At 66.5% G+C, this 17,237-nt stretch carries 12 protein-coding genes and 3 rRNA genes; 6 read left to right on the forward strand and 9 right to left on the reverse strand.

Features of this window, described 5'->3' with window-relative positions; all coding sequences use genetic code 11:
- Positions 1–41: 41 nt before the first annotated feature.
- From rrf to HUT12_RS29420, 4 genes are all read right to left on the reverse strand, one after another.
- Positions 42–158 (reverse strand): 5S ribosomal RNA (rrf, locus tag HUT12_RS29405).
- Positions 159–376: 218 nt separating this feature from the next.
- A 23S ribosomal RNA gene (locus tag HUT12_RS29410) occupies positions 377–3,490 on the reverse strand.
- A 402-nt stretch (positions 3,491–3,892) separates the two neighbouring features.
- Positions 3,893–5,408, reverse strand: a 16S ribosomal RNA gene (locus tag HUT12_RS29415).
- The 16S, 23S and 5S rRNA genes sit together here, the layout of an rRNA operon.
- A 162-nt stretch (positions 5,409–5,570) precedes the next feature.
- Positions 5,571–6,932 carry an IS4 family transposase gene (locus HUT12_RS29420; RefSeq protein WP_176092250.1) on the reverse strand — a complete coding sequence of 454 codons (1,362 nt, stop codon included), beginning with the start codon at positions 6,930–6,932 and terminating at the stop codon, positions 5,571–5,573.
- Positions 6,933–7,143: 211 nt separating this feature from the next.
- Here HUT12_RS29420 and HUT12_RS29425 point away from each other — a divergent pair, with 211 nt between their 5' ends.
- From HUT12_RS29425 to HUT12_RS29435, 3 genes are read left to right on the forward strand one after another with little or no spacing between them, the layout of a single operon-like run.
- Positions 7,144–7,431, forward strand: a complete 288-nt coding sequence (locus tag HUT12_RS29425) for a hypothetical protein (protein WP_254876989.1) — start codon at positions 7,144–7,146, stop codon at positions 7,429–7,431.
- Positions 7,432–7,433: 2 nt separating this feature from the next.
- A complete protein-coding gene (locus HUT12_RS29430) occupies positions 7,434–8,600 on the forward strand; it encodes a glutathionylspermidine synthase family protein (RefSeq protein ID WP_131054777.1) in 1,167 nt (388 codons plus the stop codon).
- 18 nt (positions 8,601–8,618) lie between these two features.
- Entirely contained in the window at positions 8,619–9,176 is a 558-nt protein-coding gene (locus HUT12_RS29435) for a CGNR zinc finger domain-containing protein (RefSeq protein WP_131054778.1), read from the forward strand.
- Between the two features lie 87 nt (positions 9,177–9,263).
- Here the strand turns inward: HUT12_RS29435 and HUT12_RS29440 are convergent, their stop codons facing one another.
- Complete coding sequence (locus tag HUT12_RS29440; protein WP_176095328.1) at positions 9,264–10,073, reverse strand: sugar phosphate isomerase/epimerase; 810 nt, start codon at positions 10,071–10,073, stop codon at positions 9,264–9,266.
- Positions 10,074–10,171: 98 nt separating this feature from the next.
- Positions 10,172–11,116, reverse strand: coding sequence for a Ppx/GppA phosphatase family protein (locus HUT12_RS29445; RefSeq protein WP_176095329.1), 945 nt, complete (start codon positions 11,114–11,116; stop codon positions 10,172–10,174).
- Positions 11,117–11,187: 71 nt separating this feature from the next.
- On the opposite strand from HUT12_RS29445, the gene HUT12_RS29450 reads away from it, so the two are divergent.
- Positions 11,188–11,997 (forward strand): hypothetical protein, encoded by an 810-nt coding sequence (locus HUT12_RS29450; RefSeq protein WP_131054813.1) that lies wholly within the window; start codon positions 11,188–11,190, stop codon positions 11,995–11,997.
- Between the two features lie 22 nt (positions 11,998–12,019).
- Here the strand turns inward: HUT12_RS29450 and HUT12_RS29455 are convergent, their stop codons facing one another.
- Complete coding sequence (locus HUT12_RS29455) at positions 12,020–12,703, reverse strand: response regulator transcription factor (RefSeq protein ID WP_131054814.1); 684 nt, start codon at positions 12,701–12,703, stop codon at positions 12,020–12,022.
- A 59-nt stretch (positions 12,704–12,762) separates the two neighbouring features.
- The gene (locus tag HUT12_RS29460; RefSeq protein WP_254876990.1) at positions 12,763–14,052 is read right to left on the reverse strand and encodes an ATP-binding protein; all 1,290 of its coding nucleotides are present in this window, start codon (positions 14,050–14,052) and stop codon (positions 12,763–12,765) included.
- 200 nt (positions 14,053–14,252) lie between these two features.
- Here HUT12_RS29460 and phoU point away from each other — a divergent pair, with 200 nt between their 5' ends.
- Positions 14,253–14,903, forward strand: coding sequence for a phosphate signaling complex protein PhoU (gene phoU, locus HUT12_RS29465; protein WP_131054815.1), 651 nt, complete (start codon positions 14,253–14,255; stop codon positions 14,901–14,903).
- Positions 14,904–14,989: 86 nt separating this feature from the next.
- On the opposite strand, the gene HUT12_RS29470 is transcribed toward phoU, so the two are convergent.
- Positions 14,990–15,757, reverse strand: coding sequence for a phosphoglyceromutase (locus HUT12_RS29470; RefSeq protein WP_131054816.1), 768 nt, complete (start codon positions 15,755–15,757; stop codon positions 14,990–14,992).
- Between the two features lie 153 nt (positions 15,758–15,910).
- On the opposite strand from HUT12_RS29470, the gene HUT12_RS29475 reads away from it, so the two are divergent.
- On the forward strand, positions 15,911–17,218 hold the full coding sequence (locus HUT12_RS29475) for an MFS transporter (RefSeq protein ID WP_176095330.1): 1,308 nt from the start codon (positions 15,911–15,913) through the stop codon (positions 17,216–17,218).
- The last annotated feature ends 19 nt before the right edge of the window (positions 17,219–17,237 follow it).

Here is a 17,237-nt window from a genome sequence, read left to right on the forward strand (position 1 = left end):
TTAGGGCCACCCCCGTGGGGGTGGCCCTAAATCGAGAAGATGTCCGGCGGTGTCCTACTCTCCCACACCCTCCCGGGTGCAGTACCATCGGCGCTGGAGGGCTTAGCTTCCGGGTTCGGAATGTAACCGGGCGTTTCCCCTCCGCCATGACCGCCGTAACCTTGTCAACATGTCAAACACAATCCGCACCAACACCAACGTGTCGGGGTGTGTTTGTTTGTTGTGAGTTACACAGTGGACGCGTAGCAACTTTGCCACAAAGATGCTCGCGTCCACTGTGCAATTCTCAACAAACAACCAACCCACAACCCACAGCCCCACACCAGGGGGTGTGTTTGTTTGTTGTGAGTTACACAGTGGACGCGTAGCAACTTTGATAGTCAAGTCCTCGGCCTATTAGTACCGGTCAACTGAACCCGTTACCGGGCTTACATTTCCGGCCTATCAACCCAGTCGTCTAGCTGGGGGCCTTACCCCACCAAAGGTGGGTGGGATACCTCATCTTGAAGCGAGCTTCCCGCTTAGATGCTTTCAGCGGTTATCCCTTCCGAACGTAGCTAACCAGCCGTGCCCCTGGCGGGACAACTGGCACACCAGAGGTTCGTCCGTCCCGGTCCTCTCGTACTAGGGACAGCCCTTCTCAAGTATCCTACGCGCACGGCGGATAGGGACCGAACTGTCTCACGACGTTCTAAACCCAGCTCGCGTACCGCTTTAATGGGCGAACAGCCCAACCCTTGGGACCTGCTACAGCCCCAGGATGCGACGAGCCGACATCGAGGTGCCAAACCATCCCGTCGATATGGACTCTTGGGGAAGATCAGCCTGTTATCCCCGGGGTACCTTTTATCCGTTGAGCGACACCGCTTCCACACGCAAGTGCCGGATCACTAGTCCCGACTTTCGTCCCTGCTCGACCCGTCAGTCTCACAGTCAAGCTCCCTTGTGTACTTGCACTCAACACCTGATTGCCAACCAGGCTGAGGGAACCTTTGGGCGCCTCCGTTACCTTTTAGGAGGCAACCGCCCCAGTTAAACTACCCACCAGACACTGTCCCTGAACCGGATAACGGTCCGAAGTTAGATACCCGAATCAACCAGAGTGGTATTTCAAGATTGCCTCCCCCCATACTGGCGTATGAGGTTCACCGGCTCCCACCTATCCTACACAAGCTAACTCAGATACCAATGTCAAGCTATAGTAAAGGTCCCGGGGTCTTTCCGTCCTGCCGCGCGTAACGAGCATCTTTACTCGTACTGCAATTTCGCCGGGCCTGTGGTTGAGACAGTGGGGAAGTCGTTACGCCATTCGTGCAGGTCGGAACTTACCCGACAAGGAATTTCGCTACCTTAGGATGGTTATAGTTACCACCGCCGTTTACTGGCGCTTAAGTTCTCCGCTTCGCCCCGAAGAGCTAACAGGTCCCCTTAACGTTCCAGCACCGGGCAGGCGTCAGTCCATATACATCGAATTACTTCTTCGCATGGACCTGTGTTTTTAGTAAACAGTCGCTTCCCCCTGCTCTCTGCGGCCATACAACGCTCCACCCGCGCGGGGCTTCACGTCTCCGGCCCCCCTTCTCCCTAAGTTACGGGGGCAATTTGCCGAGTTCCTTAACCACAGTTCGCCCGATCGCCTCGGTATTCTCTACCTGACCACCTGTGTCGGTTTGGGGTACGGGCCGCTAAGAACTCGCTAGAGGCTTTTCTCGGCAGCATAGGATCACTGACTTCACCTGAATCGGCTCGGCATCACGTCTCAGCCTACATGCGCCACGGATTTGCCTATGGCACGGCCTACACGCTTACCCCGGCACAACCACCGGCCGGGCTCAGCTACCTTCCTGCGTCACCCCATCGCTTGACTACTACCCGCCAGGTTCCCACGCTCCCCATCATCAACCCGAAGGTCTCAAACAGTTTGGGTGGTTAGCACAACGAGGTTCATCAGGGACGCTCTTTCGCGGGTACGGGAATATCAACCCGTTGTCCATCGACTACGCCTCTCGGCCTCGCCTTAGGTCCCGACTCACCCAGGGCGGATTAACCTGGCCCTGGAACCCTTGGTCATCCGGCGGAAGGGTTTCTCACCCTTCTTTCGCTACTCATGCCTGCATTCTCACTCGTGCCGCGTCCACAACTCGATCACTCGGCTGCTTCACCCCCGGCACGACGCTCCCCTACCCATCCACACACCTGCACAAGAAACCCGAAAGAATCCTGCGAAGCACACGTGTGAATGCCACAGCTTCGGCGGTGTACTTGAGCCCCGCTACATTGTCGGCGCGGAACCACTTGACCAGTGAGCTATTACGCACTCTTTAAAGGGTGGCTGCTTCTAAGCCAACCTCCTGGTTGTCTGTGCGACCCCACATCCTTTTCCACTTAGCACACGCTTAGGGGCCTTAGCTGGTGATCTGGGCTGTTTCCCTCTCGACTACGAAGCTTATCCCCCGCAGTCTCACTGCCGCGCTCTCACTTACCGGCATTCGGAGTTTGGCTGATTTCGGTAAGCTTGTGGGCCCCCTAGACCATCCAGTGCTCTACCTCCGGCAAGAAACACGCGACGCTGCACCTAAATGCATTTCGGGGAGAACCAGCTATCACGGAGTTTGATTGGCCTTTCACCCCTAACCACAGGTCATCCCCCAACTTTTCAACGTTGGTGGGTTCGGCCCTCCACACGGTCTTACCCGCGCTTCAGCCTGCCCATGGCTAGATCACTCCGCTTCGGGTCTAGAACATGCGACTCAAACGCCCTCTTCAGACTCGCTTTCGCTACGGCTCCCCCACACGGGTTAACCTCGCCACATGCCACTAACTCGCAGGCTCATTCTTCAAAAGGCACGCCGTCACCCCTCAAGGCTCCGACGGATTGTAGGCGAACGGTTTCAGGTACTATTTCACTCCCCTCCCGGGGTACTTTTCACCATTCCCTCACGGTACTCGTCCGCTATCGGTCACCAGGAAGTATTCAGGCTTACCAGGTGGTCCTGGCAGATTCACGGCAGATTTCAGGAGTCCGCCGCTACTCGGGAACATCCATAGAAGACCAGCTGCTTTCACCTACCGGACTTTCACCGTCTACGGTCGGCCATTCCAGACCATTCGACTAACAACTGGTTTTGTAACTTCTTCGATGAGTGTCAGCTCACCACACAGAGTCCCACAACCCCGACCACGCAACCCCTGACAGGTATCACACGCAACCGGTTTAGCCTAAATCCGCTTTCGCTCGCCACTACTCACGGAATCACTATTTGTTTTCTCTTCCTACGGGTACTGAGATGTTTCACTTCCCCGCGTTCCCTCCACACACCCTATGAGTTCAGGTGCAGGTGACATCACATGACTGATGCCGGGTTACCCCATTCGGACACCCTGGGATCACAGCTCGGTTGACAGCTCCCCCAGGCCTATCGCGGCCTCCCACGTCCTTCATCGGCTCCTGGTGCCAAGGCATTCACCGTTCGCCCTTGACAACTTGACCACAAAGATGCTCGCGTCCACTGTGCAATTCTCAACAAACAACCAACCCACAACCCACAGCCCCACACCAGCAACACCACCCACACAAGAGCGACATCCGGTATGCGAGACCAGGCCATGCCTGGCAACCAACACCATGACACCAACAGTCACAGCAATCGGCACTGAAGCAAACAACACCAAAGGGTTGTTCCTTCAGGACTCAACAGGGTGCTAATCATTCCCCCACAGCCGCACCAACAGAAACTCTTTCCACACCACCCCCGCAAAGAGATGGCCGTACTCGAACCCGCCGGCCGTTGCCGAAAGAAAACTCGCCAGTGTCTCCGCCAATTGAGCACCCCGACCCGACATTCGCAGGTCGCGGGCTCCATACCAGCTTTCGCCGGATGGTGCTCCTTAGAAAGGAGGTGATCCAGCCGCACCTTCCGGTACGGCTACCTTGTTACGACTTCGTCCCAATCGCCAGCCCCACCTTCGACGGCTCCCTCCACAAGGGTTGGGCCACCGGCTTCGGGTGTTGCCGACTTTCGTGACGTGACGGGCGGTGTGTACAAGGCCCGGGAACGTATTCACCGCAGCGTTGCTGATCTGCGATTACTAGCGACTCCGACTTCACGGGGTCGAGTTGCAGACCCCGATCCGAACTGAGACCGGCTTTTTGGGATTCGCTCCACCTCACGGTATCGCAGCCCATTGTACCGGCCATTGTAGCATGCGTGAAGCCCTGGACATAAGGGGCATGATGACTTGACGTCATCCCCACCTTCCTCCGAGTTGACCCCGGCAGTCTTCGATGAGTCCCCGCCATAACGCGCTGGCAACATCGAACGAGGGTTGCGCTCGTTGCGGGACTTAACCCAACATCTCACGACACGAGCTGACGACAGCCATGCACCACCTGTCACCGGCCCCGAAGGACCCCACATCTCTGCAGGATTTCCGGCGATGTCAAACCCAGGTAAGGTTCTTCGCGTTGCATCGAATTAATCCGCATGCTCCGCCGCTTGTGCGGGCCCCCGTCAATTCCTTTGAGTTTTAGCCTTGCGGCCGTACTCCCCAGGCGGGGCGCTTAATGCGTTAGCTGCGGCACAGAGAACCGGAGAGGCCCCCCACACCTAGCGCCCAACGTTTACAGCGTGGACTACCAGGGTATCTAATCCTGTTCGCTCCCCACGCTTTCGCTCCTCAGCGTCAGTATCGGCCCAGAGACCCGCCTTCGCCACCGGTGTTCCTCCTGATATCTGCGCATTTCACCGCTACACCAGGAATTCCAGTCTCCCCTACCGAACTCTAGCCTGCCCGTATCGACTGCAGGCCCGCAGTTGAGCCACGGGTTTTCACAGTCGACGCGACAAGCCGCCTACGAGCTCTTTACGCCCAATAAATCCGGACAACGCTCGCGCCCTACGTCTTACCGCGGCTGCTGGCACGTAGTTGGCCGGCGCTTCTTCTGCAGGTACCGTCACTTGCGCTTCGTCCCTGCTGAAAGAGGTTTACAACCCGAAGGCCGTCATCCCTCACGCGGCGTCGCTGCATCAGGCTTCCGCCCATTGTGCAATATTCCCCACTGCTGCCTCCCGTAGGAGTCTGGGCCGTGTCTCAGTCCCAGTGTGGCCGGTCGCCCTCTCAGGCCGGCTACCCGTCGTCGCCTTGGTAGGCCATTACCCCACCAACAAGCTGATAGGCCGCGAGCCCATCCCAAGCCGAAAAACTTTCCACCCACAAACATGCGCCCATGAGTGAATATTCGGTATTAGCCCCCGTTTCCGAGGGTTATCCCAAAGCCTAGGGCAGGTTGCTCACGTGTTACTCACCCGTTCGCCGCTCGAGTACCCCGAAGGGCCTTTCCGCTCGACTTGCATGTGTTAAGCACGCCGCCAGCGTTCGTCCTGAGCCAGGATCAAACTCTCCAACAAAAACCTATTGGAAAAGCAAACCCCAGCAACAAAATGTTGTTGCCAAAGGAATCCCCACCAACCCGAAAGTTGGCACGGGGCATCATAAAACAATTTGGCACTGGCTTATCAAGCACCCTGTTGAGTTCTCAAAGAACAACCACACACCACAATGCCGCTCAGTTAGGGCGGTGGGCGGGTTGTCAATGCTGCTGTTTCGAGGATGTTGATGTTGATGGTGGCGTGGTAGTTGGTGCGGTCGATGGTGCCTTTGGCGCGGTGTTTGGAGATCGCGCGTTTGACCACGCGGGGGCTGATTCGGGTGCGGCGTGGGGGTAGCAGGTCGGCCAGGATTGCGCGGCCGATGGTGCCGACGAGGTCGATGACGGTGCCGGCGATGACACCAGCGGCTTGGGTGATCTGGTCTCGGGCGGCGTGGACGGCGATGGTGAAGCTGGCCCGGTCGGGGTTGGTCGTGGGCCGGCTGGCGGTGGCGTCAGCCATTGCCAGCCGGACCGCTTGGTAGGTGGTGAGCAGGGCGTGGACCTCTTGACTGATCCCGTTCGGGGTTCGGGCTCGTAGGACCCGTCCGCCCCGCAGGGTGGACTTCAACTCCAGATATGTCGTCTCGATCTCCCAGCGGTGGTGGTAGAGGGTGACCAGGTCCATGGCCGGGAAGCGGCGCTGGTCGGTGAGGGTGGTGATCAGCCGGTACCGGCCGACGTGGCGTTTACCGTTCATGCTCACGACGATCTCGGCGTCAACGACCCGGACCGTCATCGTGCCGATGACAGACAGCCAGGACCCGTCGCGATGGCGGCGGATGACGGGCAGCCGCCGGTCGTCCTTGTCGCGGATGAGCAGGTCAGCGCCGGTGCTGGCGAACTGTTCGATCATCTGACGGGCGGCGAACCCACGGTCGGCCAGCAGCAGCATGCCTGGGCGCAGGCAGCCCAACAGACGCCCCGCACACGTGAGTTCGCCAGTGCTGATGGGGGTGAACACCGCGTCGATGACAGCGCGGGTGCCGCACGCCACGACGGCGACCAGCCGCAGCATCGGATACCCCGACCCACCGTGGCTGCCCGCCTGACGCGGATAGACCGTCAGGTTAGCCGCCGTATCGGGCACGAACATGCTGGTGCCGTCGATCGCGCACACCAGCAGACCCCGCCACCGGGCGGCCCCCGCCGGCGGACCCGACAGCAACCGGAACAACGCCACCAGCGGCTTGTCCCCGACCCGACGGCGAGCCTGCGACAACGCCGAAGACGTCGGCAGCGCCACCGTCAACCCGTCCAGCCCAGCGACCAACCGAGCCCACACCTGCCGGTAACCGACCTCAGCGAACAGCCCCGCCGCGAGCAGCAGATACACCACCACCCGCGACGGCAGATCCCGCACCCGCGACTGCACACCACCGGCCTCAGCCAGAACGGCATCGACCATCTCGAACGGCACCTGCTGCGTCAACTCACCCAGATGGCCCGGCGCGAACCGCCCCGCAGCCACCCTGATCGTGGACGTGATGGCAGACTGTTCCAACGGCGGGGCTCCCGGTCCAGAGGCTGTCTTGGAGTGACAAACCTCTATACCGAGACCCCGCCGTCCACGTCTACACCCCGCTTGACATCCACCACACCGCCCTAACTGAGCGGCATTGGCGTTAACAGGGGACCCTTCCTTACACAAATCCGTACTACGGACTGCGTACCAGTACCCCGGGCGGCGGGCGTGGCGTGCATCGGTTACAACGATGGACGTGGAAAACCGCCCCCGCCGCCGGCTCCGGTCGGCCTCCGTGCAGCTCGGCGCGCTAACCGCCCTCGCGCTCGCCCTCTCCGGCTGCAACATGTCTTCCGACGACGACGATGACGACTGCGCCATGGGCCCGACCGGGGGCGGTGAGACAGTCGCCCTGGCCCTGCACACCCCGGCACCGTCGGTCGGCACGGCTGTCACGCGGGGCGCCCCGGAGCCGGTCGGCGCGTCCGTGCCGGACCGTGGCGGCTTCGGCACCCATCTCGCCTCCTGCGGCGGCTGAGCGTGCGTCGGGAGCAGGTCACCCCGCGACCCGACTGGGACGCGACGATCCGCGCGCAGGGGCTTGTGTACGTCGACACCGAGCTGCCCGACGGCGGGGTCATGTCGTACTGGGACGAGACCGCCGCGTACGCCTTCGACCTGGACGAGGTGCTGCGTCTGGAGGAGGCCACCGAGGAGTTGCACCGGATGTCGGTGGCCGCCGCCGAGCACGTGGTGGCCCGTGACCGGTACGAAGAGTTCGGGATCCCGCAGTGGGCGGCCGAGGCGGTGGCCCGGTCGCTGCGGGAGTCGCCGCCGACCCTCTACGGCCGGTTCGACCTCTGGTATGACGGCAGTTGGCCGCCGAAGCTGCTGGAGTACAACGCGGACACCCCGACCGCGCTGGTCGAGGCGAGCATCATCCAGTGGTACTGGCTGGAGCAGACCCGCCCGGAGCTGGACCAGTGGAACAGCCTGCACGAGCGGCTGGTGGGCGCCTGGGCGAAGATCGGCGCCGGCCTGCACGACCGCCGGGTGCACGTGGTCTGGTCGAACGAGGAGGAGAGCGGCGAGGACCACATGACGGCCGGTTACCTGGCCGAGACCGCCCGCCAGGCCGGGCTGGACGTGGAGCTGCTGCCGATCCAGGAGATCGGTTGGGACGGCCGTCGCTTCGTCGACACCGCCGACCGACCGGTCACCACCTGCTTCAAGCTCTACCCGTGGGAGTGGATGCTGGCTGAGCCGTACGGGCCGCTGGCGCTGGATCCGGGTACGCCGACCACCTGGATCGAGCCGGCCTGGAAGCTGCTGCTGTCGAACAAGGCGTTGTTGGCTGTGCTCTGGGAGCTGTACCCGGGGCACGAGCTGCTGCTGCCGGCGTACCTGGACTCGCCGCGCGGCATGACCGAGTACGTCGCCAAGCCCCTGCTCGGTCGGGAGGGCGCCGCCGTGCGGATCGTCACGGAAAGTGAGGAGATCACGAATCCGGGCGATTATGGCAGTGAGGGGTTCTGCTATCAGGAGTTCCGTGCACTGCCCCAATTCGACGGGAGTCACCTGGTCCTGGGCGCATGGGTGGTGGACGGCGAATCGGCCGGGGTGGGGTTGCGAGAGAGCGCCAGCCTGATCACTGATGGTTACGCCAGATTCCTTCCGCACTACATCGACGCGCCACGTCCGGGGTGAGTCGTCTACCGTTGGAGTGTGAACTTCGACGCGTACGCCCGGACCGGAGTTGACCTTGTCAACGCCCGCCTGGACGACCTCGACGACCTGCGGGCCATCTTCTGCGACGACCACGAGTGGATGCGCGACGAGGTCGCGGAACGGGATCTTGCCACCTTCCGGCGCGCACAGAAGCGGCTGCGGGACGTCTTCGAGTACGGCACCACCGGGCGGGACGGCCAGGCGGTCGCCGAGCTGAACTCGCTGCTGGAGGTCCACCCGGTGCAGCCCCGCATCTCGGGGCACGACTCCAGCGACTGGCACATGCACGCCACCGGCCGGGGCGCCTCGGTCAGCTCGGAGTACCTGGCCGGCGCGGTCTGGGGCCTGTCGGTCTGGCTCTGCGAGTACGGCAGTGCCCGTTTCGGGGTCTGCGCCGACGACCGCTGCGGCAACGTCTACCTGGACACCTCGTCGAACTGCTGCCGCCGGTTCTGCTCGGAACGCTGCGCCACCCGCTCGCACGTGGCCGCCCACCGTGCCCGTAAGCGGGCCGCCGTGCCGGCCCAGAGCGATCCGCTGACGTCGGTCTCCTGACCGGTCCCGCGTCGTCGGACGCGACCTCCGGCGCCGTCCGGGCCGGACGCGGCCGAAGCCGGTCCTTCCCGACGAGACGCGACCGAGTCAGGCCGCCTCGACCGGGGACGGGGTGTTCAGGTGCTGGCGGGCGAAGGCCAGCGCCTCCCGCAGGTCCGCCTCGCGCACCTGTCGACTCTTCGCGCCCCGGGTGGTCACCTCGACCGCCACCGAGCCGGTGAAGCCCCGACCGGCCAGCGAGCGCAGCAGCTCGGCGCAGGGCTGGGTGCCGCGCCCGGGCACCAGGTGCTCGTCGCGACCCTCACCGGTGCCGTCACCGAGGTGCACGTGCGCCAGCCCGGCACCCATCCGGTCGGCCATCTCCAGGGCGTCGGTGTGCGAGGCGGCGCAGTGCGACAGGTCGAGCGTGTACGAGCGGTGACCCGTCTCGGTCGGATCCCAACCGGGCGCGTACGGCACGAACTGCCGTCCGGCCATCCGCACCGGGTACATGTTCTCCACCGCGAACCGCAGCCCGCCGAACTCGTCGGCCACCGTGTCCAGCCCCTCGGCGAAGCTGCGGGCGTAGTCCCGCTGCCAGGTGAACGGCGGGTGCACCACCACGGTCGGTGCCTGGATCGTCTCGGCCAGCATCGCCGCCCGGCGCAGCCGCTCCCACGGGTCGGTGCTCCACACCCGCTGGGTCACCAGCAGGCAGGGGGCGTGCACGCTGAGCACCGGCACGCCGTAGTGGTCGGACAACCCGCGCAGCGCGCCGGCGTCCTGGCTGACGGCGTCGGTCCAGACCATCACCTCGATCCCGTCGTAGCCGAGCTCCGCGGCGAGTTGGAACGCCGCCGCGGTCCGCTCAGGGAAGACCGAGGAACTGGACAGGAGCACCGGGACGCGGGAAGTCACACCACCGAGGGTAGCCCCCGGCCATTGCACTAATCCGATGTTAATCCGTGAATCGGATTCTACGGACACCTGGTGTCACATCGGGTCGCGGCCCGGTCTCACACCGGCGCGAGCCGATCCAACCGGTCCAGGATCACGCCCTCGCGCAGCGCCCAGGGGCAGATGTCCAGCGAGTCGACTCCGAGTCGGCGCATGACCGCCTCGGCCACCACGGCACCGGCCAGGAGCTGGTGCGACCGGCCGGCGCTCACCCCCTCCAACTCGACGAGCTGGGCCGGTGGGATGTGCCGGATGAAGCCGAGCACCTGCCGCAGCCCCGAGCGGGTCAGCCGACGCCGGGCCCAGAGCCCGGCACCGCTGGGCGCGGCGCCGGCGAGCCGGGCCAGCGTGCGGAACGTCTTGGAGGTGGCCACCGACCGGTCCCAGCCCACCCCGGTCATCCGCTCGACCACCGGCTCCAACAGGCCGTCGACGTACTCGCGCAGCTCGTCCACGGTCTCCGGCGCGGGCGGACGGCCGCTCTGCGGGTCCACACCGAGCCGGTCCCGGGTCAGCCGACCGGCACCCAGCGGCAGCGAGACCGCCAGGTCCGGGTTCTCGTCGATGCCGGCCGCGATCTCCAGCGAGCCGCCGCCGATGTCCAGCACCAGCAGCCGACCGGCGGACCAGCCGAACCACCGCCGCACGGCGAGGAACGTCATCCGCGCCTCGTCCGCGCCGGGCAGGACCTCCAGGCGTACGCCGGTCGCCTCCCGGACCCGCGCCAGCACCTCGGCGGCGTTGGTGGCCTCGCGTACCGCCGAGGTGGCGAAGGCGAGCAGCTCGTCCACGCCCAGGGCATCGGCTGAGGCGCGGGCCGCGCCGACGGCCTCCACCAGGGCGTCCGCACCGGTGTCGCGGAGTGCGCCGTCCGGGCCGATCTGCTCGGCGAGCCGCAGCACCACCTTCTCCGAGTGCGCCGGCCACGGGTGCGCGCCGCGATGGGCGTCCACCACCAGCAGGTGCACCGTGTTCGAACCGACATCGAGGACACCCAGTCGCATGGGGAAACACTAGGGCCAAGGTTCGCGTCACTCACCGGCCATCCCCCTGCACCACGCGTACGCTGGGCCGAGTGACAGGGCAGATCGAACTCCGCGTGCTGGTGGACGACCCGGCGGACCCGCGCAGCCGTGAGGTGCCGCTGGACTTCCCTCGGGAGTGGATCGAGTTCGTCGACCCGGCCGACGAGCGGCACCTGATCCGGGCCGACCTCACCTGGCTGCTGTCCCGGTGGACCTGCGTCTTCGGGCAGGGCTGCCACGGCATCATCGCCGGCCGCTCCGCCGACGGCTGCTGCTCGCACGGCGCGTTCTTCACCGACTCCGACGACGAGAAGCGGGTACGCGGCGCGGTGAAGCGGCTGACCCCGCAGACCTGGCAGCACTACCGGCGCGGCACCAAGAACTGGACCGAGAACGACACCGTGGACGGCAAGAACCCGGCGCGGCGTACCGCCACCCAGGGTCCGGACGCACCGTGCGTCTTTCTCAACGACGCCGACTTCCCCGGCGGCGGCGGATGCGCGCTGCACGCCCAGGCGCTGCGCGACGGGGTGCACCCGCTGGAGTACAAGCCGGACGTCTGCTGGCAGTTGCCGGTCCGGCGGGACCAGGAGTGGGTGAAGCGGCCGGACAACACCAAGGTGCTGGTCTCCACGTTGGCCGAGTTCGACCGGCGGGGCTGGGGCGCGGGCGGGCACGACCTCGACTGGTGGTGCACGTCCTCCACCGACGCCCACGTCGGCAGCGAACCGATGTACCTCTCCTACGGGCCTGAGCTGACCGCCCTGGTCGGCGCCGCCGCGTACGCCCGGCTGGCCGAGCTGTGCGCGGCGCGGGTCCGGCAGGGCCTGGTCGCCCCGCACCCGGCCGACCCGGCCTGACGACCGGTCGCCGGTCGGTGGATCACGGCTCGAACTTGTAGCCCAGACCACGCACCGTCACGATGTGGCGCGGCGTGGACGGCTCCGGCTCGATCTTGGAGCGCAGGCGCTTGACGTGGACGTCCAGCGTCTTGGTGTCGCCCACGTAGTCGGCGCCCCAGACGCGGTCGATCAACTGTCCCCGGGTCAGCACCCGGCCGGCGTTGCGCAGCAGCAGTTCGAGCAGCTCGAACTCCTTGAGCGGCAACTGCACCGCGCCCCCGTCGACGGTCACCACGTGCCGTTCGATGTCCATCCGGACCGGGCCGGCGGCCAAGGTCGGCAGGCCCGACTCGGTCGTCTCGACGGTCTGCCGGCGCAGCACCGCCCGGATCCGGGCGACCAGTTCGCGGGGAGAGTACGGCTTGGTGACGTAGTCGTCGGCACCGATCTCCAGGCCGACCACCTTGTCGATCTCGCTGTCCCGGGCGGTGACCATGATGATCGGCACGTGCGACCGCTGCCGGAGCTGCCGGCAGACCTCGGTCCCGGACATCTCGGGCAGCATCAGGTCGAGCAGGACGATGTCGGCCCCGGTCCGGTCGAACTCGGTCAGCGCCGACGTGCCCGTGGCGGCCACGGAGACCTCGAACCCCTCCTTGCGGAGCATGTACGACAGGGCGTCGGAGAAGGACTCCTCGTCCTCGACCACCAGTACGCGGCTCAACGGTGTTTCCCTTCGATCCGGGTCGGACCGGGCGGTGCCCGGCCTGATCCATGTGTGGTTCAGACCTGCCGGAGGTCGGCCGGGCCGGCCTCGATCCCACCGGCCGGCAGTGCCGCCAGCAGGTCGTCCGGCGGTCGGGCCGGCAGCCGGAGGGTGAACGTCGACCCACCACCAAGAGTGCTCGTCACGTACACCCGGCCGCCATGGTTGCTCGCGATGTGTTTGACGATGGCCAGCCCCAGGCCGGTACCGCCGGTGGAGCGGGACCGGGCCTGGTCGGCCCGGTAGAACCGTTCGAAGATCCGGTCCACGTCGGTGGGCGCGATCCCGATGCCCTGGTCCGCCACGGCGATCTCCACGTGATCGTCGGTGGCGCGCGTGGTGATCCGTACCGTGGTGTCCTCGCCCGAGTAGTTCACGGCGTTCTCCACCAGGTTCGCCACCGCCGTGGCCAGTTGGCTGTCGCTGCCGTACACGGTCAGCCCCCGGCCGGAGTCGGCCGTCACCCGGACCCGGCGGGCGGCGGCCGTGGTCCGGGTCCGGTCCACCACCTCGGAGATGACCCAGTCCACCGCGACCGGTTCGGGGGCCGGCTGCGGCTCGGCGCCCTGGAGGCGGGTCAGCTCCAGCAGTTCCTGCACCAGCCGCCCCAAGCGGGTCGACTCGTGCTGGATCCGCTCGGCGAACCGCCGGGCCGCCACCATGTCCTCGGAGAGGTCCGGCCGGTCACCGCCGGCCGGTTCGGTGGCGTCGAGCAGCGCCTCGGCGAGCAGTTGCAGCGCGCCGATCGGGGTCTTCAGCTCGTGGCTGACGTTGGCCACGAAGTCGCGTCGCACCCGGGCCAGCCGGTGCGACTCGGTCACGTCGGTCGCCTCCACGGCGATGTAACCGCCGCCCAGGCCCATCGCCCGCAGGTGCACGCCGAGCGGATTGTCCCCGGCGTTGTCGCGGCCCCGGGGCAGGTCCAGCTCGATCTCGCGGCGTACGCCGGTGCGGCGTACCTGCCCGGCCAGCGTACGGACCAGCGGGTGGGCGATGATCGAGCCCGGCCGGCCACCGGTCCGTAGCAGGCCCAGGGCCCGGGCCGCCGGATTGACGAGCACGGGTACGTCCTCGGGGTCGAGCACCACCACTCCGGCACGCAGCGAGTCGATCGCGCGGCGGCCGAGCCCGACCTGCACCTCGTCGACGATCGTGTGCCTCCCCCTACCGAGCCGGAGACCGGCCCACCCACGTCCGGCGGAGCCCGCCGACCGGCGCGCCGCCGGGACGAACCGGGACAGCGACAGTCCGGCGACCAGCCCGACCACCAGGGCCGAGGCCACTCCCACCGTCACCGCCCACGTCACCCGGCGATCGTAGGGTCATTCTCGACCCGGCTACCGTACGGAACGGGACGAAGCACTCTCACTTCCGGGAAAGTTCACCTGCGCGTCCGGCTCAGTTCACCGGCGTTCACCTGAGGTCCTCCCGGTGCTCCTAGCTTGGGCGGCGTACCTGCACGAACCCTCGCCGGCGCGGTGCCGGCGCCGACCGACAGGACGTGAGCATGCGCGACGAGTTCCGGGCCGATCTCGAGACGGTCAGCCAGATGCTGGTGGAGATGGCCGAGGGGGTGCGGGCGGCGCTGCGCCAGGCCACCCGGGCCCTGCTCACCGCCGACCGGCAGGCGGCCGAATCGGTGATCGCGGGGGACGCCGGGATCGACGCGCTCTACCGGCAGGTGGAGGAGCGGGTCTGTGACCTGCTGGCCCGCCAGGCACCGGTCGCGTCGGACCTGCGCGCCATGATCACCGCCCTGCACGTCGCCGCCGACCTGGAACGGATGGGCGACCTGGCCGACCACGTCGCCAAGACCGCGCTGCGCCGGCACCCGTCGCCGGCCGTGCCGGCGGAGCTGCGGCCGGTCTTCACCGACATGGCCGGCATCGCCGACCGGATGGCCGAGAAGATCGCCTCGGTGCTGGCGCGTCCCGACGCCACCGTCGCCGCCGAGCTGGACAGCGACGACGACGCGATGGACGAGCTGCACAAGGGGTTGTTCGGGGTGCTGCTCGGCGAGGACTGGCCGTACGGCGTGGAGACGGCCATCGACGCCACCCTGCTCGGACGCTTCTACGAGCGGTTCGCCGACCACGCGGTGAACAGCGGCGAGCACGTGGTCTACCTGATCACCGGCGAGCCCGTCACCCCGGCCTGAGAGCGAAGGAAGGGCCCCCTGCTAACGCCTCGCGTATAGCAGGGGGCCCTTCCTAACGTCCGAGCCCGACGGGCCGGGTGCGGGCGTCAGCGGCCCTGGTTGGCCACCGCGGCGGCGGCAGCCTTGGCGGCCTCCGGGTCGAGGTAGGTGCCGCCCAGCGTCTGCGGACGCAGCTGCGGGTCCAGGTCGTAGCGCAGCGGGATCCCGGTCGGGATGTTGAGCTTGGCGATCGCCTCGTCGCTGATCTGGTCCAGGTGCTTCACCAGCGCCCGCAGCGAGTTGCCGTGCGCCGCCACCAGCACGGTCCGACCGGCCAGGATGTCCGGCACGATCGAGTCGTACCAGTAGGGCAGCATCCGGTCGACGACGTCCTTGAGGCACTCGGTGCGGGGCATCAACTCGGTCGGCAGCAGCGCGTACCGCGGGTCACCGACCTGCGACCACTCGTCGTCGTCCGCGATCGGCGGCGGCGGGGTGTCGTACGAGCGGCGCCAGAGCATGAACTGCTCCTCGCCGTACTCGTTCAGGGTCTGCTTCTTGTCCTTGCCCTGCAGGGCGCCGTAGTGCCGCTCGTTGAGCCGCCACGACCGGCGCACCGCGATCCAGTGCCGGTCGGCGGCGTTCAACGCCAGTTCGGCGGTGCGGATGGCGCGGCGCATCACGCTCGTGTGCACCACGTCGGGGAGCAGGTCGTGCTCGCGCAGCAGCTCGCCGCCGCGGCGCGCCTCGTTCTCCCCCTTCGCGGTCAGGTCCACGTCGACCCAGCCGGTGAAGAGGTTCTTGGCGTTCCAGTCGCTTTCGCCGTGCCGCAGCAGGACCAGCGTCCCGACGGTGGGTCCCTCGCTAGCTGTCATGCGGATCATCCTGCCGCAACCCGCGAGTGGACGCGCGGGAAGGGGGGTGACGACCACCACGTGGAAAACGGCGTGACCGGGCTTCCGGCCGACATCTAAGTTGTAAGGGATCATCTCGATCATTGGTCATTACCGAAACGGGGGTGCGCCCAGGTGCGCGCGATACGGGGCTGGTTCCGGGACACCACAGGCGGTCTACCGACGACCTTCTGGTACCTCTGGACCGGAACGCTGATCAATCGCCTCGGCTCGTTCGTCCTCGTCTTCCTCGCGATCTACCTGACCCAGGAACGCGGCTTCTCGGCCTCCCAGGCGGGCCTGGTGATCGGCGCGTGGGGCGTCGGCGGCGCGGTCGGCACCACCGCCGGCGGTACGCTCACCGACCGGTGGGGACGGCGACCCACCCTGCTCACCGCCCACCTCGGCGCGGCGACCATGATGCTCGCCCTCGGCTTCGCCCGGGACCTGTCGACCCTCGCGGCGGGAGCGCTGCTGCTCGGCCTCTTCGCCGAGGCGGCCCGGCCGGCGTTCGGCGCCATGATGATCGACGTCGTGCCGGAGCGGGACCGGTTGCGCGCGTTCTCGCTCAACTACTGGGCGATCAACCTCGGCTTCGCCTGCGCGGCGGTGCTGGCCGGCTTCGCCGCCCAGGCCGGTTACCTGCTGCTGTTCGTGGTGAACGCGTCGACCACACTGGTCACCGCACTGATCATCTTCATCCGGGTACGGGAGACGCGCACCGTGAGCGTGGGGATGCCCCGCGACGGCAAGCGCCCCGGCGCCCTGCGCACCATCCTCACCGACCGGGTGTACCTGGGCTTCGTGGCACTGAACCTGCTCGGGGCGCTGGTCTTCCTCCAGCACATCTCGATGCTGCCGATCGCGATGGCCGACTCGGGCCTGAGCCCCGCCACGTACGGCTCGGTGATCGCGCTCAACGGGGTCCTCATCGTCGCCGGCCAGCTCTTCGTACCCCGGCTGATCCGGGGCCGCAACCGCTCGCACGTGCTCGCCCTGGCGGCGGTGGTGATGGGCGTCGGCTTCGGGCTGACCGCCTTCGCCGACGTGGCCTGGTTCTTCGGGCTCACCGTGCTGATCTGGACGTTGGGCGAGATGCTCAACTCGCCGTCCAACGCCACCCTCATCGCCGAACTCTCCCCCGGTGAGCTGCGTGGCCGATACCAGGGCGTCTTCTCGCTCTCCTGGCAGCTCGCCGGAGCCGCCGCACCGATCCTCGGCGGCCTGGTGCGGGAGCAGGCCGGCAACGCCACCCTCTGGCTGGGCTGTGCCGCCATCGGTGCCGTGATGGCGGTCGGCCACCTGGTCTCCGGACCGGCCCGGGAGCGGCGTGCGCTGGCGCTGCGGACCGCCGGTGCCGCCCCCGTGGTGACCGTCCAGTCGACCGCACCGCAGCCGGCGGCGCCCCAGGCGGCCGAGCCGGTGGCGACCACCCGGAGCTGAGTCCGCCCCTCGTCCCACC

This window comes from Verrucosispora sp. NA02020, from assembly GCF_013364215.1.
In the GTDB taxonomy this organism is placed as follows: Bacteria; Actinomycetota; Actinomycetes; order Mycobacteriales; family Micromonosporaceae; genus Micromonospora.